We start from the raw sequence: 23,783 nt of genomic DNA on the forward strand, positions 1-23,783 counted from the left end.
TTCAGGCCTGCGGCCGGATGTTCTGGTTCTGGCTGAACAGGTTTCCCGGGTCGAATCTTGCCTTCAGCGCGGCCAGCCGCGCATAGTTCGCGCCATAGGCGCCGCTTGCCACGCGCTGCGTCTCGTCCTCCGACATGAAGTTCACGTAGACCCCGCCGGTCGCGTGCGGCGCCAGCGCATCGAACAGCGCACGCGCCCAATCGATGCATTCGCGGTCGCCACCGGCTTCGCGCCAGCGCGTGTGCACGTTGACGGCGAACTCCGCATCGCGGTGCGGGTAGGCCGTGTCGCCGGCCTTGACCCGGTTGATCTGCCCGCCCAGTTGGCCGATGAAGATCTCGCACTCGTCGCTCGGCAGCCCGGCCGTGGCGCTGCACACGATGCGCTCGACCTCGGCATTCAGCGCCTTGAAGTCGTGCGACTTCCAGTAGTTGCGGGCGCCCGGCTGCAGCAGCGGGTCGAAGGCGGTCTGCCAGGCGGCGAAGGGCATCGGCCCGACGTGCTCGCCCGCAGGCGTGCCCCAGCTGCGCAGCGGACTGGCGAGCTGTTCGCCACGGCCGAGCTCGCCGATCCAGCAGAAGGCGATGACGAGCACTTCCTTGCCGTGCACATCCGCCGGGAGGAAGGGCAGCGGGGGCGCCTTGCGCAGCACCATCCAGGCGGTCATCTCGTCGCCCGCGTCGGCCGTGAACCTGCGATAGCCCTCGAACACCTGCTTCGCCTGGTCGAGCGGATAGACGATCAGCCCCGCCAGCACCTCGGGGCCGAGCGGGTGCAGCCGGTATTCGAACGAGGTGACCACGCCGAAGTTGCCGCTGCCGCCGCGCACCGCCCAGAACAGGTCGGCGTTGTGCGTCTCGCTCGCCTGCACGAACTCGCCGGACGCGAGCACCACGTCGACGCCCGTCAGGTTGTCGATGGTCAGCCCGCGCTTGCGGCTTTGCCAACCGAAGCCGCCGCCCAGCGTGAGGCCGGCGATGCCGGTGGTGGAGTTGATCCCGGTGGGCGTCGACAGGCCGAAAGCCTGCGTCTCGCGATCGAAATCGGACAGCAGCGCGCCGGGCTCGACACGCGCGAGGCGTGCCACCGGATCGACGCGTACCGACTTCATTGCCGAGAGATCGATCATCAGGCCGCCATCGCAGGCAGCCTTGCCGGCGATGTTGTGGCCGCCGCCCTTGACTGCCATCAGGAGCTGGTGCTCTTGCGCAAACTTCACGGCCTGGATCACGTCGGCTGCGCCGGCGGCACGCACGATCGCAGCCGGCCGGCGGTCGATCATGCCGTTCCACAGCGTGCGTGACACGTCGTAGCCGTCGTCCCCGGGCAGCAGCAGGGCGCCGCGCAGTGCCCCGCGCAGCGTCGCGATGGGCTCGTCGGCGATGCCGACCGTGCCCCCTTGGGCGGTGTGAAAGTCAATCATGGAACTGTTCTCCTTGGACTGCCGCCGGCCGGACGGCGCGGTTTTCAACGGCTGGGAAGAAGTCTGCTGGCTCTTGGTAACCACCGCGCGTCGCGGCGACTCGTCTTTGTATCGACCCGGTATCGAAGGGCGAAGGTTCAGGCGTCCTGGTGGGAGCTGCCGAGGCGCCCCTTGCGAAGCCATGATTCCATCAGCGTACGCAGTGCCTGGTGGTCGACCGGCTTGTGCAGCACGCCGCTGACGCCGTGCTCTTTCGCGTTGGCCTCATCGACCGCATCGGCATTGCCGGTGTACAGCAGGACCGGCAACTTCGGGCGCTGATCGGTCGCGCGCCGGGCGAGCTGCAGGCCGTCGAGCTGCGGCATCGTCTGGTCGGTGATCAGCAGATCGAGCGGCTGACTCGAGTCGGCCAGCCAGGCCAGCGCATCCAGCGGACTGCGATGCAGCACCACATCGACGCCCCAGCCGGACAGCAGTTCGACCATGAAGTCGCCGACCATGACCTCGTCATCGACGACCATCACGCGCGCGCGAAGCGCTTCACCGGCCGCTCTCACGACCGGCGCGTCGGGGGTGTCGACCTCCGCGCCGCTGGCCGGTGGCAGCATCACCCGGAACACGGAGCCGGCGCCCTGCACCGTCTCGACGATGACATGGCCTCCATGGTCATGCACGATGCCGTGCACCATCGCCAGGCCCATGCCCGAGCCACGCCCGACCTCCTTGCTGGAGGTGAAGGGCTCGAAGATGCGGTCGATCAGGTCCGGCGCGATCCCGCTGCCGCTGTCGGCAACGCTCAATTCCACCCAGCGGCCGGCGTCGACCTGGGCTCGGCACGACGCACAGGTCCACCCGCCACCGCCTCGGCCCAGGCGAACACGGATCCACCCCGACCCGCTGATCGCGTCGCGCGCGTTGATGCACAGGTTGAACAGCACCTGTTCCAGGTGCACGGCATCGACCGCCACGTGCAGCGCGTGGGCCCCGGTCGCGGGTGGCGCGGCAAATTCCAGTGAGACCGAAGACGGCAGGGTGGCGCGCAGCAGTTGCAGGGTCTGGTCGACCAGCGGGCCCAATGCCAGGGTCCGGCGCTGGCTGCGCTGGCGCCGCGCGAAGGCCAGCATCTGCGCGATGAGCTCGCGCGCCCGCTGCGCAGCGAGGTGGGCCTGGCCCAACTGGTGCTGCAGTCGGGCATCAGCCAGGGTTTCGGCGCGCTCCTGCCCGAGGACCAGATAGCCGATGACGCTCGTGAGGATGTTGTTGAAGTCGTGCGCGATGCCGCCGGTGAGCTGGCCGATGGCCTCCATCTTCTGCGCCTGGCGCAGCTGGGCCTCGAGGCGCTCGCGTTCGCATTCCGCAGCCCGGCGCTCGGTGATGTCGCGGGCCGCATACAGCACGTGCGGCTCGCCGCGGTAGGTCACCGGCATGCCGTTGACCTCGAGGTAGATGTGGCTGCCGTCCTTGCGCACGCCGGGCACTTCGAAGCGGACCGGGCGACCGGCCAGGATCGCGGTGTGCTGTTCCCGGTGGCGCTCCTGGAGCGTCTCGTCGGGTTGCGTCAGCACCCGGGTCGCACTCAGCACTTCGTCGCGCGCGTAGCCGCTCATGCGCAGGTAGGCCGGATTCACGTCCACCGCGCGGTAGTCGGCATCCCGCACGACCAGGCCGTCGGCAGACGCGTTGAAGATCGCCCGGTATTGCTCCTCGCTGATGCGCAGGGCGCGCTCGGCACGCTTGCTTTGCGTCATGTCGCGCCCGATGTAGAGCACATGCGGTTCGCCGTGGTGAAGGATCGGGACGCCGCGCAGCTCCAGGTCATAGCGTTGGCCATCGCGCCGCACGAGCTCGGTCTCGAGCCGGATCGGTTCGCCGGCGAGCGCCTTCTCGTGAAGGCGGCGGATCGTGGCCGCGACTTCGGGTGGATTGGCCAGCACCCGGTCGACGCCCAGCACCTCGTCGAGCCGGTAGCCGCTCATGCGCTCGTAGGTTGCGTTGGCGTCGACGATGCTGAAGTCGGAGGCGCGCAGCACGAGCGCATCGGCCGAGGCGTTGAAGATGCCGCGGTACTGCGCCTCGCTGGCCCGCAGCGCACGCTCGCTCACGATCCGCTCGCTCACGTCGCGGCCGACGCCCAGTACATACGGCGTGTCGCCCAGCTGCACCGGCAAATAGCGCAGCTCGATGAGGAACGAGCTGCCGTCGCCACGCGTCACCGGTTCGACCGCCTGCGTCTCGCGGCCTTGCAGCGCGGCTTCGATGTAGCCGATGAGCCGCCGCATGTCCGGCGCATCCGGGCGTTCCGTCCAATGCTTGCCGATCACCTGCTCGCGTGTCATGCCGGTCATGCGCACGAAGGCCTGGTTGACGTCGACCGTGCGCAGTTCCTGGCTCCACAGCACCATCGAATCGACGCTGCCATCGAAGATGGCGCGGTACTTCTGCTCCTGGGCCTGCAGCGCCGCCAGCGCCGCCTTGCGCTGCGTGATGTCTCGCCCGACCGCCAGCACGTGCGGAGTGCCGGCGTAGCCGATCGGCAAATAGCGCAGCTCGATGTCGAAGGTGCTGCCGTCCTGGCGCACGCCGATCGTCTCGATCGATCCTTCCTGGCCTGCCAGGGCGGCGCGGATGCGCTGGATGCGCCGGGCGCGCTCATGGGCGTCGATGTTCGACGGGAGCGAGCTGCCGATGATCTGCTCGCGCGCATAGCCGAACATGCTCGCGAAGGCCGGATTGATGTCGACGATGCACAGGGCGTCGTTCCACAGCGCAAGCGCGTCTGCGCTGCCATCGAAGATCACGCGATAGCTGGCCTCCGAGCGCTGCAGCGCTTCGCACGTACCCAGCGGTTCGATCTGGCCAGCGGCACGTCCACCGACTTCGGCCGCGTCGGTCCACGCGGGCGCGTCGGCGCAGGGAAGACGGCGTTCCGAAGCAGCCATGGCCCGCAGTCTAGACCGGCGCGCAGGGGTGCGCAGGGTCATTGCCTGGCTGATACAGCCCGGATACATGCGGGACACACGCCGGCGCTGACGCGGTCATGAGCAACTATCTGTCAGCTGAAAGCGTTGCTTGCACCTGCGTCGGGCGGCCGTCCTTGCCGACAGTGGGCTGCAGAGGGTCAGCTTCAATCCATCCGTTCTTTTGAGGATCAAGCCATGTTCGGGAGCTACAAGAAAAAGATCGAGGCGTACTGCGAGGAGGCCGGCATCGAGGTCCCCATTGGTTTCGACCGCCATTCACCCGGGCGGTACGTAGCGATCGATCTCGATTCGAATCCGCCGAAGCTGGTCGCGACGACCTGGTCGAATGCCCAGGACGCGGTGCACTACATGATCAGCCTGGCAGCAGGTCGCAAGACCATGGTGCTCGATTTCCTCCAACGCCGCGAACTCACGTTCAACGGCAAGGACGGCCTCGTGCCCGGCAAGGTCTTCTGATGCGCTGCGGCTTTCCTAGAGATCCTCGATGACCAGGGCGCGATAGCGTTGCGCCATGGCATAGGGACCTCGGCGCACCACGTCCATCATTGCTTGCGCGGTCTCCGCGTCCGGCGTCTTGACGAGCAGGCCATGGTGGCCTTCCTTCGCCAGCTTGGTGTAGGCCCTGACGGTGGCGCCCTCCGTTCCCGGCGACGGCAGCGGATCGTCGGCGCCACTCGCCGTCGGCGTGATCTGCGACAGGATCGCGGCGGGCGTGAGCAGGAAGACCTCGCTGTCCTCGAGCTTTGTGCTGAGCTCCTCGCCCACCGACACCGCCGTCGCTTCGTCCGGGAACATGACCACGGAATAACCCGATGGGTAGAAGGTGCCGCCGAGGGTGGCGATCATGGAGGGATCGAGGCTGAAGGACATCAACATGGCAAGGTTCCGGAAACGAAGTGGGCCAGCCGTGACGTTGCGTCATGACGTGCGACGCCTCTGGTAGGACGAGTGCGGTATTGCCGGCAGGCGATCGCCGGGGAGGAAGAAAGATGTCCCCATCTTGGCCGGCACTCCTTCAACGCGCGCCAGGGCGCAATGGTCCATTGCCCCCATGGTGGCCGCAGACGCAGTGTTCAAGCCCATCCTCCCGATGCTCGCCAAGATCGCGACGAGCCTGCCGGAGGGGGCGGAATTCCTCTTCGAGCCGAAGTGGGACGGCTTCCGCGCGATCGTCTTCCGCCGAGAGGGCGGGGTCTTGATCCAGAGCCGCGACGCCAAGCCGCTCGACCGCTACTTCCCCGATCTGCACGAAGTCTTCATGGCGGCCTTGCCCGAGGGCTGCGTGCTCGACGGCGAGATCGTCATCGCCACGCCGCGCGGGCTCGACTTCGATGCGCTGCAGCAGCGCGTGCACCCAGCCGCCTCGCGGGTGACGCGCCTGGCGGCCGAGACGCCCGCATCGTTCGTCGCTTTCGATCTGCTGGTGCTGGACGGACAGGACCTGACGACTCGGCCCCAAGCGGAGCGCCGGCTGCTGCTCGAAGCGCTGCTGGCGGAGGCGGCACCGCCCATTCACCTCACGCCCATGACCACCGATCGCGCGCTCGCACTCGGCTGGCTGCAGCATTTCGAAGGTGCGGGCCTGGATGGCGTGATCGCCAAGTGGGCAGACCAGCCCTACCTGCCCAACAAGCGCGCGATGCTGAAGGTGAAGCACCAGCGCACGGCGGACTGCGTGGTCGCGGGCTTCCGCTGGCACAAGAGCGGATCGGGCGCGGTGGGCTCGCTGCTGCTGGGCCTCTACGACGACCACGGCGTGCTTCAGCACGTGGGCGTGACCTCGTCCTTCGACATGGCGACGCGCAGGCAGCTGGCCGACGAGTTGCAGCCCCTGCGCGACAACGCGTTGGAGGGCCATCCCTGGGCCGGCTGGGCAGATGCTGCAGCCGACAGCTCGCAGCAGCGCATGCCGGGCGCACGAAGCCGCTGGAGCGGGAGCAAGGATCTCTCCTGGGAGCCGGTGCGCCTGGAGCGCGTCTGCGAGGTGCGGTACGACCACCTGCAGGGCGACCGCTTTCGCCACGCGACCTCGTTCCTTCGATGGCGCTTCGACAAGCCGCCCGATGCTTGCCGTTACGACCAGCTGGAAGTCACGCCGCCCTACGAGCTCGCTCGCGTGTTTTCGACGGCCCGGTGATCGGTAACTGCCCGACGGGACGCCAATGCCGCGCGACTGAAGCGAAGACGAAGCATGGGTAACATGGGTTCCGCACTTCGGAGACCCGCACATGGCCTGGCCGACGCTCTCCCGCGACAAGCAAGCTCCGCGCACCACGGCGCCCCCCGGACGGCCGCCCGGACCGGGCAAGCAGCCCTCGATGCCGCCGCGCAAGGCGTGGCTGACCTTCGCGCTGATCCTGCTGGCCAACTACTTCCTGGTGCGGCTGCTGTTCCCCGACCCGAGCGCGCCGGCCACTGTGCCGTACACGGCCTTCAAGGAACAGGTCGCCAAGGGCAACGTGCAGTCGATCTACAGCCAGGGCGCCAGCATCGAAGGACGCTTCGTCGAGCCCGTGACCTGGCCGCCGCCGGGCGAAGTGCCCGGGCCCCGCGCGTCGCAGACCCCGGTTCCGGTACAGGCGAAGCCACGTCCTGTAGAGACCTTCAAGACCACGCTGCCGACCTTCGTCAGTCCGGGGCTCGAGACCTTCCTGATCGAGCACAAGGTCGAGATCCGCGCCGATCCGATCCAGGCGGGCGGCGGCTGGGCTTCGCTGCTGTTCGGCTTCGGTCCGGCCTTGCTGATCATCCTGTTCTACGTCTGGATGTTCCGGCGCAGCGCCGCGGGCGGCATGGGGTTGATGGGCATGGGCGGCAGCAAGGCGCGCCGCTACGACCTCGAAACGCAGACCCGCGTCACCTTCGCCGACGTGGCGGGCATCGACGAGGCCGAGGGCGAACTGGTGGAGGTCGTCGATTTCCTGAAGTCGCCCGAGAAGTACACCCGGCTCGGGGGCACCGCCCCCAAGGGCGTGCTGCTGATCGGCGCGCCGGGCACCGGCAAGACGCTGCTGGCCAAGGCAGTGGCCGGAGAGGCCGGCGTGCCCTTCTTCTCGATGAGCGCGGCCGAGTTCGTCGAGATGATCGTCGGTGTCGGCGCAGCGCGTGTGCGCGACCTGTTCAAGCAGGCGCGAGAGCACGCGCCCTCGATCATCTTCATCGACGAGATCGACTCCATCGGCCGTGCCCGCGGGCAGATCGCGGTCGGCGGCGCGGGCGAGCAGGAGCAGACGCTGAACCAGATCCTCACGGAGATGGACGGCTTCTCGGGACGCGAGGGGATCATCGTGCTCGCCGCGACCAACCAGCCCGACGTGCTCGACCGCGCGCTGCTGCGGCCCGGCCGCTTCGACCGGCGCGTGGTCGTGAACCTGCCCGACAAGAACGGGCGCGAAGCGATCCTGAAGGTCCACACCCGCAAGGTGCCGCTGGCGCGCGACGTCGACCTGTCCAACATCGCGTCCACCACGCCGGGACTGTCGGGCGCGGACCTGAAGAACCTGGTCAACGAGGCCGCGCTGCTGGCGGCGCGGCGCGACCAGGACGAGGTTGCCCAGAAGGACATCCTGGATGCGCTCGAGAAGATCGTGCTCGGCCCCGAGCGGCCGCTGCTGTTGAGCGCGGAGGACCGCGAGCGCATTGCCTACCACGAGAGCGGACACGCGATCCTCGGCCTGGTGGTGGCCGGTGCGGACCCGGTGCACCGGGTCACGATCGTGCCGCGCGGGCAGGCCCTCGGCGTGACCTACCAGCGGCCCCAGACCGACCGCTACAACTACCCCGAGGCCTACCTGCGCGCCCGCATCATCGGCATGCTCGGCGGCCGCGCGGCCGAGGAGATCGTCTACGGCAGCCGCACGACCGGCGCCGAAAGCGATATCGAGCAGGCGAGCCAGCTCGCGCGCAACATGGTGACGCGCTGGGGAATGAGCGACAAGCTCGGCATGGTGCAGCTCGCACCGCGCGAGAACCGCTACCTCGGCGGGGGCTTCGGCGAGGGCCGGCCTTACGGCGAGGAGACGGCGCGCCTGGTCGACGCCGAAGTGCAGCGCATCATCGGCGAGTGCCACGACTCGGCGAAGCGGCTGCTCAACGAGCACCGGCGCGCGCTCGATGCGCTGGTCGCGGCGCTGCTCGAGCGCGAGACGCTCGGGGAGCAGGAGATCCTGGAAGTGACCGGGCTGCCCGGCGCGCCAGAGCTCGAGAACAAACCCTTGCGGCTGGCGAAGGCCGCCGCGTCTTCATGATGGAGCCAGACCATGAACGATGAATCGTGTTCCATGAACAAGCGGCAAGCCTTGATCGCCCTTGCGGCCGCGATGATTGCCGCCCCGGCGCTGGCCGTCGACCCGCCGCATTCCGGCGGCGGGCTCACCGGCGGGGCAAGAAAGGTCAGCGATGGGGACAACGTCTTCCTGCGCAGTGCCGCCCAGGCCGGGTTGTATGAAGTGGAGGCCGCCAGGCGCGCCGCCCGACGAGCGCGCGTAACGCAGGTGAAGCAGTTCGCAAGCATGCTGGTGCAACACCACACGGCAGCCAACGACCAGCTCAGGAGGCTGGCCGCGAGCAAGGATGTTCAGTTGCCGAACGACATGCCCGAAGAGAAGAAGCAGAAGCTCGCCGCACTGGAAAAACAGGAAGGCGCGGCCTTCGACCGCGCCTTCGTTCGGGAGGTCGGCATTGCGGACCACCAGGCCGACATCAAGCTGTTCCAGGATGCCGTCCGGTCGGCCGAGGATGCCGACATCAAGCAATGGGCGAACCTCACGCTGCCGGTTCTTCAGGAGCACCTGACTACCGCGCAAGGCCTGGCTGGGACGAAGTAGCCCTTTCGCCGTGCCACGCTCGGGGCCGGCCCGGTGAAAGGCACTGCCCCGGGATCACGCTAGCGCACCCTGCCTCGTCGGAAGAGATTGACGATCGCGAGCAGGATGATGGCGCCGATCAGCGAAGCCACCAGCCCCATGATGCTGAAGTCGTTCTGGTTGACGGTCGCTGACCCCAGCATCGGCGCAATGAGCCACCCGCCGATGACCGAACCGATGATGCCCACGACCACGTTGAGGATCATGCCCTGCTGTGCATCCGTCCTCATGATCATGCTGGCGATCCAGCCGATGATCCCGCCGACGATCAGCCAAATGATGATGTTCATCTTGTTCTCCAGGCAGTTGTGAAAATCAGCGACGGCTGCGCATTGCGCTCACCAGCAGTGCGCCCAGGATGGCACCGCCTGCTGCTGCGATGGCGACGGCGCGTCCGGGTTGCTCCGACATGTATTGAGTGCCTTGCTCGGCGGCTTTGCCCATCTGTTCCTTTGCCGAGGTGAGCTTCTTGCCGGCGGCATTGACGGCGTTCTGCGCGTACTCCTTTCCGGAGTCGATCACCTGGCGCGCTGCCTGCCTTGCGAGCTCCGCCGCGTTGGCCTTCTCTTCAGCGGTCTGGTTGATCGGTTGTGCCGAACCGGGCGACACGGATTCGGGGTAGTTCTCCATGGCAACTCCTTGGATGAGAGGACGAAAAAGCGGTCGGACTGACCGGCGGACCCATTGATACGACGTCGCCGACCATTGCCACCGTCGGCGTTCAGGCGCAGCCCGTGTAGGGCGGCGGCCTGTCGAGGATGTCCATGCGAAGGCAGGGCTGGCGCAGGCGCTCGAGGCACGCCTGCGGCTGCGTTGCGTGCGTTCCTACGCGCGCAGATCGAAGCAGCCGTCAATCTGCCTTTCCACCTTTGAAAGACGGAAGGACACGCCATGCAAGACCCATCGAAGACGCCGCAGCAGAACACGCCCACGCCCGCGCAGAAGGCCACGAAGCAGGAGGCGAAGACTCCCGCTGAACGCGGTGAGATCGTGGGGCCCAACGACGGGCCTGCGACGACGGCCAGGAACCAGCCGGTGCGGCCCGGCGATGCCGGCGTCGGCGAGTCCGGGAACCAGGGCAGCTCTCCGTACCAGGACCGCAGTCGCCCGGAGGAGTCCGCTCGCGAGAACGACTGATTTGCCTTGCCAAGTCAGCGCGTGCGTTCCTGCGGTTCGGCCAGCGCTACCAGGCTGCGCCGCGAACCGTCGAACGCTGAGCCCAAGGCGATGCCCGCCGCGCGTCAGGCCACGCGCGGCAAGCGTTCCAGCAGTTTGTCCAGCGTGATGGGATAGTCGCGCACCCTGACGCCGGTCGCGTTGTAGACGGCGTTCGCCACCGCCGCGGCGACGCCGCAGATGCCGAGTTCGGCGACGCCCTTGGCCTTCATCGGCGACGAGATCGGGTCCGTTTCGTCCAGGAAGATCACATCCTGGTGCGGAATGTCGGCATGCACCGGCACCTCGTAGGCTGCGAGGTCGTGGTTGACGAAGAAGCCGCGGCGCTTATCGAGCGCGAGGTCTTCCATCAGCGCGGCGCCGACGCCCATCGTCATCGCGCCGATCACCTGGCTGCGCGCGCTCTTCGGATTCAGGATGCGTCCGCACGCGCACACGGCGAGCATGCGCCGGATCCGGATCTCGCCGGTGCCGGCATCGACGCCGGCTTCCACGAAGTGGGCGCCGAAGGTCGACTGCTGGTACTTCTTGTCGAGGTCGCCGTATTCGATGGCGTCCTCTGCCACGAGGCCGCTCGGTCCGGCGGCTTCCGCGAGCGGGACCACCCGATCGCCGGCGCGCACCATGCCGTCCGTGAACGTCACGTCGGCCGACGACGCCATGCCGAGCTTCTGCACGATCGCCTCGCGCAGCTTCATGCAGGCCGCGTAGACGCCCGAGGTGGAATTGTTGGCCCCCCACTGCCCGCCAGAGCCGGCCGAGGCCGGGAACGCCGAGTCGCCAAGGCGCACGAGCACCTTCTGCAGCGGAACGCCCATCGTCTCCGCGGCGGTCTGCGCGATGATCGTGTACGAGCCGGTGCCGATGTCGGTCATGTCGGTCTCCACCGTCACGATGCCGCGGTTGTCCAGGCGCACCCGTGCGCCCGACTTCGTCAGCAGGTTGTTGCGGAAGGCCGCCGCCACCCCGATGCCCACCAGCCATTGCCCATCGCGAACCTGGGCCGGCCGGGCGTTGCGCGCATTCCAGCCGAAGCGTTCTGCGCCGGTGCGCAAACACTGGATGAGCTGGCGCTGGGAAAAGGGCCGCTCCGGCTTCTCGGGATCGACCTGCGTGTCGTTGAGGACGCGGAACTCGATGGGGTCCAGGCCGAGCTTTTCGGCCATCTCGTCCATCGCGATCTCGAGCGCCATCATGCCCGGCGCCTCGCCCGGCGCTCGCATCGCGTTGCCCTCGGGCAGGTCGAGCACCGCCAGCCGCGTGGTCGTCAGGCGGTTCGCGCCCGCATACAGCAGCCGCGTCTGGTTGACGGCGGTCTCGGCCTGGCCGTCGGGCAGGTCGCCGGACCAGCCCTCGTGGGCGATGGCCGTGATCTTGCCGTCGCGCGTGGCGCCGATGCGGATGCGCTGCAGCGTCGCGGGCCGGTGCGTGGTGTTGTTCATCATCAGTGGCCGCTGCAGCGCCACCTTGACGGGCCGCCGTGCCGCGCGCGCGCCCAGCGCGGCCAGCACCGCATCCGCGCGCACGAACAGCTTGCCGCCGAAGCCGCCACCGATGAAGGGCGAGACCAGCCGCACATTGGCCTTGGGGATGCCGAGCGTCTTCGCGACGTCGCCGACGCCCCAGTCGATCATCTGGTTCGAGGTCCAGACCGTGAGCTTGTCGCCCTTCCAGGCCGCGATGGAGGCATGCGGCTCCATCATCGCGTGCGACTCGTCGGGGGTGCTGTACGCGGCGTCGAGCTGCACCGGGGCCGCGGCGTAGGCGGCTGCGAAATCGCCCACCTTCGTTTCCGACGGCCCGGCGAACTCCGTCGGCTTCGGCATCTGGGCCGACTCCCTCTGCATGGTCAGGTCGAAGCGGCCTTCCGAGCGCGTGTACTCGATGCGCACCAGCTGCGCGGCGGCACGCGCCTGCTCGAAGGTCCTCGCGACGACCAGCGCGACCGCCTGGTGATAGTGGTCGATCTCCGGCCCGCCCAGCAGCTTGGCGGTATTGAAGTTGCCCTTGCCGAGCTTGCCGGCATTCTCCGCGGTGACGATGGCCAGCACGCCGGGTGCAGCCCGTGCAGCGCGCAGGTCCATCGAGGCGATGCGCCCTTTCGCGATGCCGGCCCCGACGATGGTTCCGTAGGCCGCGTCGGGTGCCACGTCGTGGCGCTCGTAGGCGTAAGGGGCCGTGCCCGTGGTCTTGAGCGGGCCGTCGATCCGGTCCGTCGGCTTGCCGATCACCTTGAGCTGGTCGATCGGATTGGTGGTGGCGGGTGTGTCGAACTTCATGGCTCAGCCCCTCGCTTGTGCCAGGACAGCGGCAATGGTGCGCTCCGCCAGCGGCAGCTTGAATGCGTTGTCTTGCGTGGGCTGCGCGCCGGCCAGCAGCCGGCCGGCCACCGCCTCGGCGCCTTGCTGCAGCGCGGCATCGGCAGCTTCGTCGCGCCACGGCTTGTGCGCCACGCCACCCAGCGCGATCCGCCCCGCGCCATTGCGCTGCACGACCGCGGCCACGGAGACGAGCGCGAAGGCATAGGAGGCGCGATCGCGCACCTTGCGGTACAGCTGGGTGCCGCCGGCCGGCCGGGGCAGCGTGACGGCGGTGATCAGCTCGCCGCGCTCCAGCGTCGTCTCGATGTGCGGGGTGTCGCCCGGCAGCCGGTGGAAATCGGCGATCGGGATGACGCGTGCGCGGCCATCGGCACGTACCGTCTCGACGGTGGCGTCGAGCACGCGCATCGCCACCGCCATGTCGCTGGGATTCGTGGCAATGCAGGCCTGGCTGCTTCCGATCACCGCGAGTTGGCGGGTCACTGGCGTACCTTCGCCTTCGGCTACGGTGCTGTTCGCCTTCGGAGCGGCCGTGCGGCTCACGCCCCCGATCGCGCTGCAGCCGCTGCCCGGCTGGCGCTTGTTGCACGGCTGGTCGGTGTCGTAGAAGTACGGGCAGCGCGTGCGCTGCAGCAGGTTGCCGGCCGTCGTCGCCTTGTTGCGCAGCTGGCCCGAGGCCCCCGCCAGCAGGGCCCGCGAGAGCACGCCGTAGTCGCGCCGCACGCGCTCGTCCGCGGCGAGCGCCGTGTTGCGCACCAGCGCGCCGATGCGAAGGCCGCCTTCAGCCGTCGGCTCGATCTTGTCCAGCGCGAGGCCGTTCACGTCCACCAGGTGCGTGGGCGCCTCGATCTGCAACTTCATCAGGTCGAGCAGGTTGGTGCCGCCGGCAATGAACTTCGCGGCCGGGTCGCGGGCGACCGCCGCCGCCGCCTCTGCGGGCGATTTCGCGCGCTCGTAGGTGAAGGGCTTCATGTCTTGACTCCCGCCACTTCGGACACCGCTTCGATGATGTTCGAATAGGCACCGCAGCGGCAGATGTTGCCGCTCATGCGCTCGCGCAGTTCGTCGGCCGAAAGCAACGGGCGCGCCATGAGGTCTGCGCTGGCGTGGCTGGGGATGCCTTGGCGGATCTCGTCGAGCACGCCCACGGCCGAGCAGATCTGGCCCGGCGTGCAGTAGCCGCATTGATACCCGTCGTGCCGGACGAATGCGGCTTGCAGGGGGTGCGGGTTTGCGGGAGTGCCGAGACCTTCGATGGTGGTGACCTTGCTGCCTTCATGCATCACGGCGAGCGTCAGGCACGAGTTGATCCGCACGCCGTCCACCAGGACGGTGCACGCGCCGCACTGGCCGTGGTCGCAGCCCTTCTTGGTGCCGGTGAGGTGCAGGTGCTCGCGCAAGGCATCGAGCAGGGTGGTCCGCGTGTCGAGTGCGAGCTGGCGGGCGGTGCCATTCACCTCGATGGAGAACTTGGCCATCGGCACCCCGCCGCTGGCTGCTGCCGCATTGGCATTGGCAGTGGCGGCATTCGCTTCAGGGGGGACGGCGGTGGTCGCTGCCGTGGCCGCTCCCGCGATCAACAGGTCACGGCGGGAGATGGTCAGGTCGCTTGGACTGTCCATGTTGTTCGATCCTCGTGGTTGGCGCGGCGCGAAACAGCCTGCGGCCGCGAAGGCCCGTCGCCGGCCCCGGCGCAAGGAGGGCGAGGATGATCTCGTCGAGCGGGGCGGCCCTGTAGGCCGCACGCTCACGCCTGAGTAGTCGGGGCGACAAGTTCGCCAGTCTCGGCCGGGTGCGACCCGGCGCGAAGCTCCCTGCCCAACCGGCGGATCGACTGCGGCGGCTGCCCGAGCGTGCGCAGGAACGCGCGCCGCATGCGTTCGCGATCGCCGAAGCCGACCTCGTCGGCGATCACATCCATCGAGAGGCGTCCTTGCTCGAGCCTCAGGCGCGCGGCTTCGACGCGCAACAGCTCGACCGCCTTGGCCGGCGATTGGCCTGTCTCGGTGCTGAAGGCCCTGCTGAACTGCCGCGGGCTGAGCCCTGCGACGTCCGCGAGGTCTTCGACGGGCAGTGCTTCGCGCAGATGGGCGTTCGCATAGTCGAGGGCCTTCTGGATCCGGTCGGACTTCGGCTCGAGTTCGAGCAGTGCAGAGAACTGCGACTGGCCGCCCGTGCGGCGGTGATACACGACGAGCTTGCGCGCAACCGTGCGGGACACGTCCTTGCCGAAGTCCTTCTCGATCATGGCAAGCGCCAGGTCGATGGTGGCCGCCATGCCCGCGGAGGTCCAGATCGGCCCGTCGACGACGAATATCTGGTCTTCCTCGACGGCGATCTTCGGAAAGCGGCGCTGCAGATCGCGCGCGAACCGCCAGTGGGTCGTGGCGCGGCGACCGTCCAATACGCCCGCTTCGGCGAGGAGGAAGGCGCCGGTGCAGGGCGCCGCGATCCGTCTCGATGTCGCGAGCGCGCGCTTGACGAAGGCGACCAGGCCGGGCGAGCTCAGGTCGGTCTCGAGGCCGGAGCCGAACATGACCGTGTCGAACTCGGCGTCGCCGAAAGGCTGGGTTTCGACGCGGAATCCTGCGGAAGCCGCGACGAGCCCTCCCGTTTCGGAGATCAGGCTTACCTCGTAGGCCGGTTCATCGACCACGAGGTTGGCCGTCTCGAAGGCGGTGACGGCAGCAAAGCCCAGCAGGTAGAAGTTGGGGAATACGACGAAACCGATGGTGTGCATGTGTCACTCCCCGCCATGTCTCGAATCAGCAGTATTTATGACATTTGAGACATCGGCCAGGGCGCCTATTCTGACGACTCTTCTCCATCGAAACCACCGAAAGTTGATCGATATGGACCGTCGACTCCTCATGCTGGCACTCGGCATGTTCGCCATGGGAACGGACAACTTCGTTGTCGCCGGAATCCTTCCGGGCGTTGCCCAGTCACTGCACACCTCGGTCAGCCTCGCTGGCCAGATGGTGACCGTCTACGCGCTTTCATACGCCGTCATGGCACCCGTGATGGCCGCACTGGCCGGAGGCTGGTCGCGCAAGGTTCTGCTGGTCTCGGCATTGGGGGTCTTCGTTGCGGGCAATGTCATCAGTGCCCTCGCGACCGACCTGAACACCGTGCTGCTGAGCCGCGTGATCGCGGGCCTGGGTGCCGCCATGTTCGCCCCCACGGCACTCGGCGTGGCTTCAGCGCTCGCGGAGCCGGCGAGGCGCGGACGCGCACTCGCCACCGTGACCGCCGGCCTGGCCGGGGCCACGGCGCTGGGCGCGCCGATCGGCACCTTCATCGGAGGGTTCGGGAGCTGGAGAGCCACCCTGTGGTTCGTTGCACTCCTGGGACTCGTGTCGATGATCGGCGTCTGGACCCTGCTTCGCTCAGTGCCCCAGCCTGCGCGCATCGCCTTGCGGGATCGGCTGGCGCCGGTGCGCGACGCCCGCATCGCGCTGACCTTGCTGACCTCGCTGTTCGCCTTCGGGGGATTCCTGATGGTCTATACCTACGCGGGGCTGGTGCTGGGGCGCGTGACCGGCGGCGATGAACGCGTCCTCGCCGGCATGCTGCTGTTCTGGGGCATCGCCGCCACCCTCGGGAACGTGATGGCCGGCCGGCTGGTCGATCGATTCGACAGCCGCAGGATCATCAATGCGGGCCTGGGCATCGCAATCCTCAACTTCTGTGCCTTGCCATGGACCGCCGCAAATCCGGTGGGAGCCCTGGTGGCACTGGCGATCTGGGGCGTGTGCGGATGGGGCCTTCTCGTGCCCCAGCAGCACCGGCTCGTGAAGATCGCCCCCGAAGTCGCACCGCTGCTGCTCGCCCTGAACAACACGGCCACCTATGGCGGGCTTGCCTGCTCAGGCGTGATCGGCGGCGTCGTGCTCCTGTACATGGACCCGCAATACCTCAGTCTCGTCGGAGCGGGGCTGATCGCGATCGCGTTCGTGCTCGCCGAAGCGGCGCAGCTCTACATCCGGCGGGGGCGCGTACCAGTCCATGTCCGCGGCACCGCGCCTGGAGCTGCATGACCGATCGCCCGCAGCGTGCGTCGCACTCACCACACCGGCAAGCAATTTACCGAAGCAAAAGAGATCCGAAATGAGCAATCGCCTCGATTACAACCAGGTCGCGCCCGCGGGCGCGAAGGCCCTCGGCGGCGTCTACGGCTACGTGACGCAGAGCGGCCTCCCGCCCGTCCTGGTCGACCTCGTCTATCTGCGCGTCTCGCAGATCAACAACTGCGCCTACTGCCTCGACATGCACACGCGCGAACTGCTGAAGAAGGGGCTGAAGATCGAAAAACTGGCACTGGTGCAGGCATGGGCCGAAGGCGGAAGTCTCTTCGACGAACGCGAGCGTGCTGCCCTGGCCTGGGCCGAAACCGTGACGCGCGTCGCACAGACCGGCGTGCCCGACGAGGCCTACCAGGCCGCGCGTGCGACTTTCAGCGAGCGCGAACTCGTGGATCTCACGATCGCGATCAGCGTGATGAATGCCTACAACCGCATGGCGATCAGCTTCAGGAACACGCCCGCGGCCGTGCTCGAGGCGTGATGCGGCACCGGCGTCGTGGCTACTCGACGACGACCTTGCCGTCCTTCACCAGCTGCGCGAACTTCACCGTCTCTTCGCGTATGCGCGTAGCCATCTCGGCGGAGCTGTCACCGATCGGGTCCGCCCCGATGGCCTTCATGCGCTCGCCGAAGTCGGGCGACCTGATGATCTTCACCATCTCGCGGTTCAGCTTCGCGACGATGTCCTTCGGGGTGCTTGCCGGCGCGAGCACGCCGAACCAGGTCCCGATGTCGAATCCCTTCAGCCCGGCCTGCTCGAGGGTTGGAACCTCTGGCAGCACGGCGGAGCGCTTGGCCGTGGTCACCGCAAGCGCGCGCAGCTTTCCGCCCTTGATGTGCTGAAGCACCGGCGTGATGGTGTCGAAGGACATCGCCACCTGGCCGCCGAGAAGGTCGGTCGTGAGCGGCCCGCTGCCCTTGTAAGGCACGTGCAGCAGCGTCGTGCCGGTGCTGGCCTGGAACTGGGTGCCGATCAGGTGCTGCGCGGTGCCGTTGCCGTTGGAGCCGTACGCCAGGGTCGTGGGAGATGTCTTGGCGAACGCCACCAGCTCGCCCACGGTCTTGGCAGGCGTGAGCGCGGCGTTGACCACCAGCACATTGGGGACCATGGCAACCGTCGTGACAGGTGCGAGGTCCTTCTGAAAGTCGTAGGGAAGCTTCTTGTAGACGCTGGTCGCGATCGTGTGGTGCACCGCACCCATCAGCAGCGTATAGCCATCGGGCTTCGCCTTTGCGACATAGTCCGCGCCCAGCGTGGCGCCTGCACCCGGCTTGCTTTCGACCACCACCGGCTGCCCCAGGCTCTTGGACAGCGCGTCGGCGAGCGCTCGTGCCAGCACATCGGTCGTGCCGCCCGCGGGAAAGGGCACGATCAGGCTGATCGGCTTGGCCGGCCATGCCTCCTGGGCAGCGGCCCACGGGGCCAGCGAAAGGCCAAGCGCAGCGACGGCGGCGCTCGCGAGGATTCTGCGATTGAGCGGGACTCGTTGATTCATCTCTTGTCTCCAGGTTGACTGTCTGCGCCGTTCATCCGGGCTTGCCGGGAGCTCGGCGCTTTCACGCGGCGTGTCGTTGTTGACTGGCGGAAGCGAGTCGCGCGCACACGGCCTGCGTGACCTGCGCCGTGGTCGCCGTGCCGCCCAGGTCGCGGGTATGGAGCGAAGGGTCGGCCGTGACGGCTTCGATGGCGTTCATGACGCGTCGGGCTGCCTCGGCTTCGCCCAGGTGCTCCAGCAGCATCACCACCGACCAGAAGGTGCCGATCGGGTTCGCCAGTCCCTGGCCCATGATGTCGAATGCCGAACCGTGGATCGGCTCGAACATGGAGGGGTAGCGGCGCTCGGGATCGATGTTGCCGGTCGGCGCGATGCCCAGGCTCCCTGCGAGCGCGGCGGCGAGGTCGCTCAGTATGTCGGCGTGCAGGTTGGTGGCGACGATCGTGTCGAGCGTGGCCGGGCGGTTGATCATGCGCGCGGTCGATGCATCCACCAGTTCCTTGTCCCAGGTGACGTCCGGAAACTCCCTGGAGACCTGCAGCGCGATCTCGTCCCACATCACCATGGCGTGCCGCTGGGCATTGCTCTTGGTGATGACGGTCAGCAGCTTGCGAGGCCGCGACTGCGCGAGCTTGAAGGCGAAGCGCATGATGCGCTCGACCCCTGCCCGGGTCATGATCGAGACATCCGTGGCAGCCTCGATCGGATGGCCTTGGTGAACGCGGCCGCCGACACCCGAATACTCGCCCTCGGAGTTCTCGCGAACGATCACCCAGTCGAGGTCGTTCGGTCCGCAACGCTTCAGCGGGCCGTCGATGCCCGGCAGGATGCGCGTCGGACGCACATTGGCGTACTGGTCGAAGCCCTGGCAGATCTTCAGGCGCAGGCCCCAGAGCGTGATGTGGTCGGGAATGTGCGGATCGCCCGCCGAGCCGAACAGGATGGCGTCCTTGTCGCGCAGGGCATCCAGGCCGTCGTCCGGCATCATCACGCCGTGCTGGCGGAAGTAGTCGCCGCCCCATTCGAAGTTCTCGAACTCGAAGTGGATGCTGCTCGCCGAAGCGACTGCATCCAGCACCTCCCGCCCGGCCGGCACGACTTCCTTGCCGATGCCGTCGCCTGGAATGGTTGCAATCCGGTACGTTTTCATTTGGGCCTGATCCTTGGTCTGTTCGAGGCCGATTCTGAGGGTTGCATGCGTGTGCACCACGGCGGTAGATTCAATCCGCCATTAACCTGAAGTTAACAATCCAAGACCATGAACCAGGGCATCCAACCGTCCGAACTGGGCTTCTTCGTGCAGATCGCGGCCGGCGGGAGCCTCAGTGCCGCAGCGCGCAACCTGGGTGTCTCCACGGCGGCGGTCAGCAAGCGCCTGTCGCAGATGGAGCAGCGGCTTCGCATGCCGATGGTCAACCGGACCACGCGGCGGCTGAGCCTGACGCCCGAGGGCGAGGTGTTCCTGGAACATGCGCGCCGGATCCTCGGCGAGCTCGACGACCTGGACCAACTCCTGGCCAAGGGGAGGGCGTCACCCAAGGGCCTGCTGCGCGTGAATGCAACGCTGGGCTTCGGCCGCATGCACGTTGCGCCGGTCATCTCGCGCTACTGCCGCCTTTGCCCCGACGTGGAAGTCCAGCTGCAGTTGTCCGCCGACCCGCCGCCGCTCACCGAGGATGCCTTCGACGTGTGTGTCCGGTTCGGCGAGCCGCCCGACGCGCGGGTGATCGCGAAGCGACTGGCGCCGAACCGTCGGCTGCTGTGCGCCGCGCCCAAGTACCTGGCGCAGCGGGGGACGCCCGCGGTGCCGAGCGATCTGGCGCGGCACGACTGCATCGGCATTCGCCAAGGCAACGATGCCTACGGGGTCTGGCGCCTGGCGAGCGGCAAGGGGCGTCGGGAGCACACCGAGTCCATCAAGGTCCGCGGCGCGCTGACCACCAACGATGGCGAGATCGCGGTGCGCTGGGCGCTCGATGGGCACGGCATCGTCATGCGTGCCGAGTGGGACATCGCGCGCTACCTGGCAAGCGGGCGCCTGGTAGAAGTCCTGCCGCAGTACCGGACGCCGAGCGCAGACATCTACGCCGTCTACGCGCAGCGCCACCAGCTGTCATCGCGCGTGCGGCTGTTCGTCGATTGTTTGTCGGAGGCATTCGCGCGGCTGGGGCCTGGCGCGGTCAGCCCGTAGCGGGCTCTTCCCGGAGATGGCGGTTCTGCCTTGCCGCCGCTCAAGCTTCCGCAAGAAAACCCGGCAGCAACCTGGCGGCACCCTGCAGAAGCTCGAACTCGGCAGGGGAGAGCGGCAGAGGGACCATGTCGAAATGGCTGAGCGTGCCCCAGAGTTCGCCGGGCGAGGTCGTCAGCGGAACGCTGTGATACGAAACGACCACGCCCCGGTAAGGGTGACCTTCGAGCCTCGGGTCGGCTGCCGAATTGTCCGTGCGGAACGAGCCGTCGCGAAGAACGAACTGGCAGAAGCTTTTGTCGAAGGGCACCGCAACGAGGAACTCGGGCCGCATCTCGCCTGCCTTGTCGTGCAGCATGACGTTGCGCAGCATGGGGCCGGCGAAGCGGTAGACGGCGCTGTAGCGGTGCGGGACGCCTTCGTTCAGGTAACCAAGCGCCGCCGCCGGGCCCTCGGCACGCAGGACCGCCGAAAACGTCTCCAGGTTGCGCGGCAACGCCATGCCTTCATTTTGCCTCGGGCGAGGATTCGAACATGGATAGTTACCCGAACCCCGGGGGCTGTCCCGGTCAGTGCCTCCCCTGCATCGATGCCTCCATCCGCTTAAAGCGAAGAAGCTGGCGCCGTCGTACACGTGCGCCTGGTTCGAGGCTGGAGCCGAAGGCCCGGTGCCCCCCCCCAGTCATCCCTCGGAGGGAAGGGAGCCAAACCGCAGAAGGGTCGGGCGGCTTACCATCGATTCTTTTGAGTGAACATGCCATGCGGACTCTCGAGATTCCCGCCGGCGGCCGACTCCCCGTCCTCGGCCTGGGCACCTGGCGCTTCGGCGAGGACCCCTCCGAGCGGCGCGCGGAAGTCGCCGCGGTGCGCTCGGCCATCGCGATGGGCTACCGCCTCATCGACACGGCCGAGATGTACGGCGAGGGCGGTGCCGAGGACGTGGTGGGCCAGGCCATCGCCGAGGCGCTTCGCGCCGGCGACGTGGCGCGCGAGCAGCTCTTCGTCGTCAGCAAGGTCTATCCGCACAACGCCAGCCGCAAGGGCACGCCGGCTGCCTGCGCGCGCAGCCTGGCGCGGCTCGGACTGGATCGCATCGACCTCTACCTGCTGCACTGGCGCGGCGAGCATCCGCTGGCCGAAACCTGCGAGGCGATGCGCGAGCTCGTGGCCGATGGTCGCATTGCCCACTGGGGCGTCAGCAACTTCGACACCGATGACATGGAGGAGCTGGCCACGGTCTGCGGCGAGACGGCCGACTGCGCGGCGAACCAGGTCTATTTCTCGATGAGCGAGCGCGGGCCGGAGTTCAGCCTGCTGCCGTGGCAACGCCAGCGCGGCATGCCGATGATGGCCTACAGCCCGATCGACCAGGGCGCACTGGCCGCAGACGCGGCACTCCAGAAGATGGCCGGGCGGCTGGGCGTCACCGCGGCGCAGCTCGCACTGGCCTGGGTGATCGCGCAGCCCGGCGTCGCGGCCATCCCGAAAGCCGGGCGCGAAGCGCATCTGCGCGAGAACCTGGCTGCCGCCGACCTGCAGCTGAGCGCGGACGTCCTCGCGGAGATCGACCGCCTGCACCCGCCCCCGAGGCGCAAGAAGCCGCTGGCGATGATCTGAATCCTCAGTGCGCCTCGGCCTGCTTGGCCGCCGCGATCACTGCAGCCTCGTCATGCTTCGCGCCGTTGAGGAACACGTTCAGCAGCACCGCCGCGATCGACGCCAGGAGAATGCCGGATTCCACCAGCGAGTGGATCGCATGCGGCATCCACTGCTTGAAGTTGGGCGCGATCAGCGGAATCATGCCGACGCCGATCGACACCGCGACGATCATCGCGTTGTGGCGGTTGCCCTTGAAGTCCACGCCCGAGAGGATGCGGATGCCGGTGGCCGCGACCATGCCGAACATCACCAGGCCCGCGCCGCCCAGCACCACCGTCGGCAGTGATTCGACCAGCGCCGCCACCTTGGGCAGCAGGCCCAGCACGATCAAGATCACCCCGCCGGCCACGCAGACGAAGCGGCTCTTGATGCCGGTGACGGCCACCAGCCCGACGTTCTGCGAGAAGCTCGTGTAAGGGAAGGTATTGAACACGCCGCCGATCAGCGTGCCCAGCCCGTCGGTTCGCAGGCCGCGTGCCAGGTCCTTCTGGCCGATGCTGCGGCCGGTCATCTCGCCGAGCGCGAGGAACATGCCGGTGGACTCGATCATCACCACGATCATGATCAGCGTCATGGTGAGGATGAGGATCGGGTCGAACTGCGGCATGCCGAAGTGGAAGGGCAGCACCACGTCGACCCATGCGGCTTTTGCCACCTTCTCGAAGGTCATGAAGCCGAAGAGGGTGGCGACGACGGCGCCGATCACGATGCCCAGCAGCACCGAGATGTTGGCGACGAAGCCCTTTGCGTATTTGACGATCATCAGGATCGACACGAGCACCAGCGCAGCGATGCCCAGGCCGCCCAGATCGGCGTACCTGGGGTTCGGGACCGAAGGCACGATGGACAGGCCCTTGGGGATCGGCGGCACCGAGCTGCCGGGTGAGGTGACCTCGGCCAGCCACTTGGCGTAGACCGGGTCGACCAGCGCCGGCGCCGTCGGGCCCACGGGGTTGCCGAAGATCCAGTTGATGCCCACGCGCATCAGGCTGATGCCGATCACCGCGATGATGGTGCCGGTGACCACCGGCGGAAAGAAGCGCAGCATGCGCGACACCAGCGGCGCGATGAGGATCGAGATCACCCCCGCGCCGATGATGGCGCCGAACAGCAGCTGCGCCCCGTTCTGGCCGGGGTTGGCGTTCGCGATCGCGACCATGGGCGCGACCGAGGCAAAGGTCACGCCCATCATCACCGGCAGCTTGATGCCGAACCATTGCGTGGCGCCCAGCGCCTGGATGAGCGTCGCGATGCCGCAGCAGAACAGGTCGGCCGAGATCAGCAGCGCGACCTCGTCGGGGCTGAGCTTGAGCGCGCGGCCGACGATGAGCGGCACGGCCACCGCGCCGGCGTACATCACCAGCACGTGCTGCAGGCCAAGGACGGTGAGCTTGCCGGCTGGCAGGCGCTCGTCGACGGGATGGACGGAGGAAGTGGAAGCAGTCATGCAGGAAGCTCCTGGCGCGGATGGCGAACGGGCGAGCCGGCTTGTCTTCGGCGGCTCACAGGTGTGTACGCCAAACTGTATACAAAATATGGGTGCGACCGTATGGCGGAAAACCCCGAGTTCCGGATGGCGCCCACCCATG

General features: G+C 67.7%; 22 protein-coding genes. 9 read left to right on the forward strand and 13 right to left on the reverse strand.

Going from position 1 to position 23,783, the window contains the following annotated elements; all coding sequences use genetic code 11:
• Position 1: 1 nt before the first annotated feature.
• Together G3W89_RS10410 and G3W89_RS10415 are read right to left on the reverse strand one after the other, a co-directional pair.
• Complete coding sequence (locus G3W89_RS10410) at positions 2–1,423, reverse strand: FAD-binding oxidoreductase (protein WP_162574007.1); 1,422 nt, start codon at positions 1,421–1,423, stop codon at positions 2–4.
• A 137-nt stretch (positions 1,424–1,560) separates the two neighbouring features.
• A complete protein-coding gene (locus tag G3W89_RS10415; RefSeq protein WP_162574008.1) occupies positions 1,561–4,362 on the reverse strand; it encodes a PAS domain-containing hybrid sensor histidine kinase/response regulator in 2,802 nt (933 codons plus the stop codon).
• A 216-nt stretch (positions 4,363–4,578) separates the two neighbouring features.
• Between G3W89_RS10415 and G3W89_RS10420 the strand changes: the two genes are divergently transcribed.
• Positions 4,579–4,860 carry a hypothetical protein gene (locus tag G3W89_RS10420; protein WP_162574009.1) on the forward strand — a complete coding sequence of 94 codons (282 nt, stop codon included), beginning with the start codon at positions 4,579–4,581 and terminating at the stop codon, positions 4,858–4,860.
• Between the two features lie 15 nt (positions 4,861–4,875).
• Here the strand turns inward: G3W89_RS10420 and G3W89_RS10425 are convergent, their stop codons facing one another.
• Entirely contained in the window at positions 4,876–5,280 is a 405-nt protein-coding gene (locus G3W89_RS10425) for a hypothetical protein (protein WP_232076445.1), read from the reverse strand.
• Between the two features lie 124 nt (positions 5,281–5,404).
• Here G3W89_RS10425 and G3W89_RS10430 point away from each other — a divergent pair, with 124 nt between their 5' ends.
• The 3 genes from G3W89_RS10430 (at position 5,405) to G3W89_RS10440 (ending at position 9,230) form a co-directional block, all read left to right on the forward strand.
• Positions 5,405–6,541 (forward strand): ATP-dependent DNA ligase, encoded by a 1,137-nt coding sequence (locus G3W89_RS10430; protein WP_232076447.1) that lies wholly within the window; start codon positions 5,405–5,407, stop codon positions 6,539–6,541.
• 91 nt (positions 6,542–6,632) lie between these two features.
• Positions 6,633–8,651 carry an ATP-dependent zinc metalloprotease FtsH gene (ftsH, locus tag G3W89_RS10435; RefSeq protein WP_162574011.1) on the forward strand — a complete coding sequence of 673 codons (2,019 nt, stop codon included), beginning with the start codon at positions 6,633–6,635 and terminating at the stop codon, positions 8,649–8,651.
• Positions 8,652–8,663: 12 nt separating this feature from the next.
• Complete coding sequence (locus G3W89_RS10440) at positions 8,664–9,230, forward strand: DUF4142 domain-containing protein (RefSeq protein ID WP_162574012.1); 567 nt, start codon at positions 8,664–8,666, stop codon at positions 9,228–9,230.
• Between the two features lie 59 nt (positions 9,231–9,289).
• On the opposite strand, the gene G3W89_RS10445 is transcribed toward G3W89_RS10440, so the two are convergent.
• Both G3W89_RS10445 and G3W89_RS10450 read right to left on the reverse strand, forming a co-directional pair.
• Entirely contained in the window at positions 9,290–9,559 is a 270-nt protein-coding gene (locus tag G3W89_RS10445; RefSeq protein WP_162574013.1) for a GlsB/YeaQ/YmgE family stress response membrane protein, read from the reverse strand.
• A gap of 25 nt (positions 9,560–9,584) precedes the next feature.
• Entirely contained in the window at positions 9,585–9,899 is a 315-nt protein-coding gene (locus G3W89_RS10450) for a hypothetical protein (protein ID WP_232076450.1), read from the reverse strand.
• Between the two features lie 261 nt (positions 9,900–10,160).
• On the opposite strand from G3W89_RS10450, the gene G3W89_RS10455 reads away from it, so the two are divergent.
• Positions 10,161–10,406, forward strand: coding sequence for a hypothetical protein (locus G3W89_RS10455; RefSeq protein WP_162574014.1), 246 nt, complete (start codon positions 10,161–10,163; stop codon positions 10,404–10,406).
• A 104-nt stretch (positions 10,407–10,510) separates the two neighbouring features.
• Here G3W89_RS10455 and paoC read toward each other — a convergent pair whose 3' ends face one another.
• From paoC to G3W89_RS10475, 4 genes are all read right to left on the reverse strand, one after another.
• Complete coding sequence (gene paoC / locus G3W89_RS10460; RefSeq protein ID WP_162574015.1) at positions 10,511–12,724, reverse strand: aldehyde oxidoreductase molybdenum-binding subunit PaoC; 2,214 nt, start codon at positions 12,722–12,724, stop codon at positions 10,511–10,513.
• A gap of 3 nt (positions 12,725–12,727) precedes the next feature.
• Entirely contained in the window at positions 12,728–13,738 is a 1,011-nt protein-coding gene (locus tag G3W89_RS10465) for an FAD binding domain-containing protein (RefSeq protein WP_162574016.1), read from the reverse strand.
• Positions 13,735–14,388, reverse strand: a complete 654-nt coding sequence (gene paoA, locus G3W89_RS10470) for an aldehyde dehydrogenase iron-sulfur subunit PaoA (protein WP_162574017.1) — start codon at positions 14,386–14,388, stop codon at positions 13,735–13,737. The genes G3W89_RS10465 and paoA overlap by 4 nt, the downstream gene beginning before the upstream one ends.
• 125 nt (positions 14,389–14,513) lie before the next feature.
• The gene (locus G3W89_RS10475) at positions 14,514–15,506 is read right to left on the reverse strand and encodes a GlxA family transcriptional regulator (protein ID WP_162574018.1); all 993 of its coding nucleotides are present in this window, start codon (positions 15,504–15,506) and stop codon (positions 14,514–14,516) included.
• Between the two features lie 112 nt (positions 15,507–15,618).
• Here G3W89_RS10475 and G3W89_RS10480 point away from each other — a divergent pair, with 112 nt between their 5' ends.
• Positions 15,619–16,806 (forward strand): MFS transporter, encoded by a 1,188-nt coding sequence (locus tag G3W89_RS10480; protein WP_162574019.1) that lies wholly within the window; start codon positions 15,619–15,621, stop codon positions 16,804–16,806.
• A gap of 70 nt (positions 16,807–16,876) precedes the next feature.
• The gene (locus tag G3W89_RS10485) at positions 16,877–17,332 is read left to right on the forward strand and encodes a carboxymuconolactone decarboxylase family protein (RefSeq protein WP_162574020.1); all 456 of its coding nucleotides are present in this window, start codon (positions 16,877–16,879) and stop codon (positions 17,330–17,332) included.
• Between the two features lie 19 nt (positions 17,333–17,351).
• On the opposite strand, the gene G3W89_RS10490 is transcribed toward G3W89_RS10485, so the two are convergent.
• Both G3W89_RS10490 and G3W89_RS10495 read right to left on the reverse strand, forming a co-directional pair.
• Positions 17,352–18,347 carry a Bug family tripartite tricarboxylate transporter substrate binding protein gene (locus G3W89_RS10490; protein WP_162574021.1) on the reverse strand — a complete coding sequence of 332 codons (996 nt, stop codon included), beginning with the start codon at positions 18,345–18,347 and terminating at the stop codon, positions 17,352–17,354.
• Between the two features lie 61 nt (positions 18,348–18,408).
• On the reverse strand, positions 18,409–19,497 hold the full coding sequence (locus tag G3W89_RS10495; protein ID WP_162574022.1) for a tartrate dehydrogenase: 1,089 nt from the start codon (positions 19,495–19,497) through the stop codon (positions 18,409–18,411).
• A 108-nt stretch (positions 19,498–19,605) separates the two neighbouring features.
• On the opposite strand from G3W89_RS10495, the gene G3W89_RS10500 reads away from it, so the two are divergent.
• Positions 19,606–20,538 (forward strand): LysR substrate-binding domain-containing protein, encoded by a 933-nt coding sequence (locus G3W89_RS10500; protein ID WP_162574023.1) that lies wholly within the window; start codon positions 19,606–19,608, stop codon positions 20,536–20,538.
• Between the two features lie 40 nt (positions 20,539–20,578).
• Here the strand turns inward: G3W89_RS10500 and G3W89_RS10505 are convergent, their stop codons facing one another.
• Entirely contained in the window at positions 20,579–21,037 is a 459-nt protein-coding gene (locus G3W89_RS10505; RefSeq protein ID WP_162574024.1) for a GAF domain-containing protein, read from the reverse strand.
• Positions 21,038–21,294: 257 nt separating this feature from the next.
• On the opposite strand from G3W89_RS10505, the gene G3W89_RS10510 reads away from it, so the two are divergent.
• On the forward strand, positions 21,295–22,152 hold the full coding sequence (locus G3W89_RS10510) for an aldo/keto reductase (RefSeq protein ID WP_162574025.1): 858 nt from the start codon (positions 21,295–21,297) through the stop codon (positions 22,150–22,152).
• A 4-nt stretch (positions 22,153–22,156) separates the two neighbouring features.
• Here the strand turns inward: G3W89_RS10510 and G3W89_RS10515 are convergent, their stop codons facing one another.
• The gene (locus G3W89_RS10515; RefSeq protein ID WP_162574026.1) at positions 22,157–23,641 is read right to left on the reverse strand and encodes a nucleobase:cation symporter-2 family protein; all 1,485 of its coding nucleotides are present in this window, start codon (positions 23,639–23,641) and stop codon (positions 22,157–22,159) included.
• Between the last annotated feature and the right edge of the window lie 142 nt (positions 23,642–23,783).

The sequence above is a fragment of the Variovorax sp. PBL-H6 genome, assembly GCF_901827155.1.
In the GTDB taxonomy this organism is placed as follows: Bacteria; Pseudomonadota; Gammaproteobacteria; order Burkholderiales; family Burkholderiaceae_C; genus Variovorax.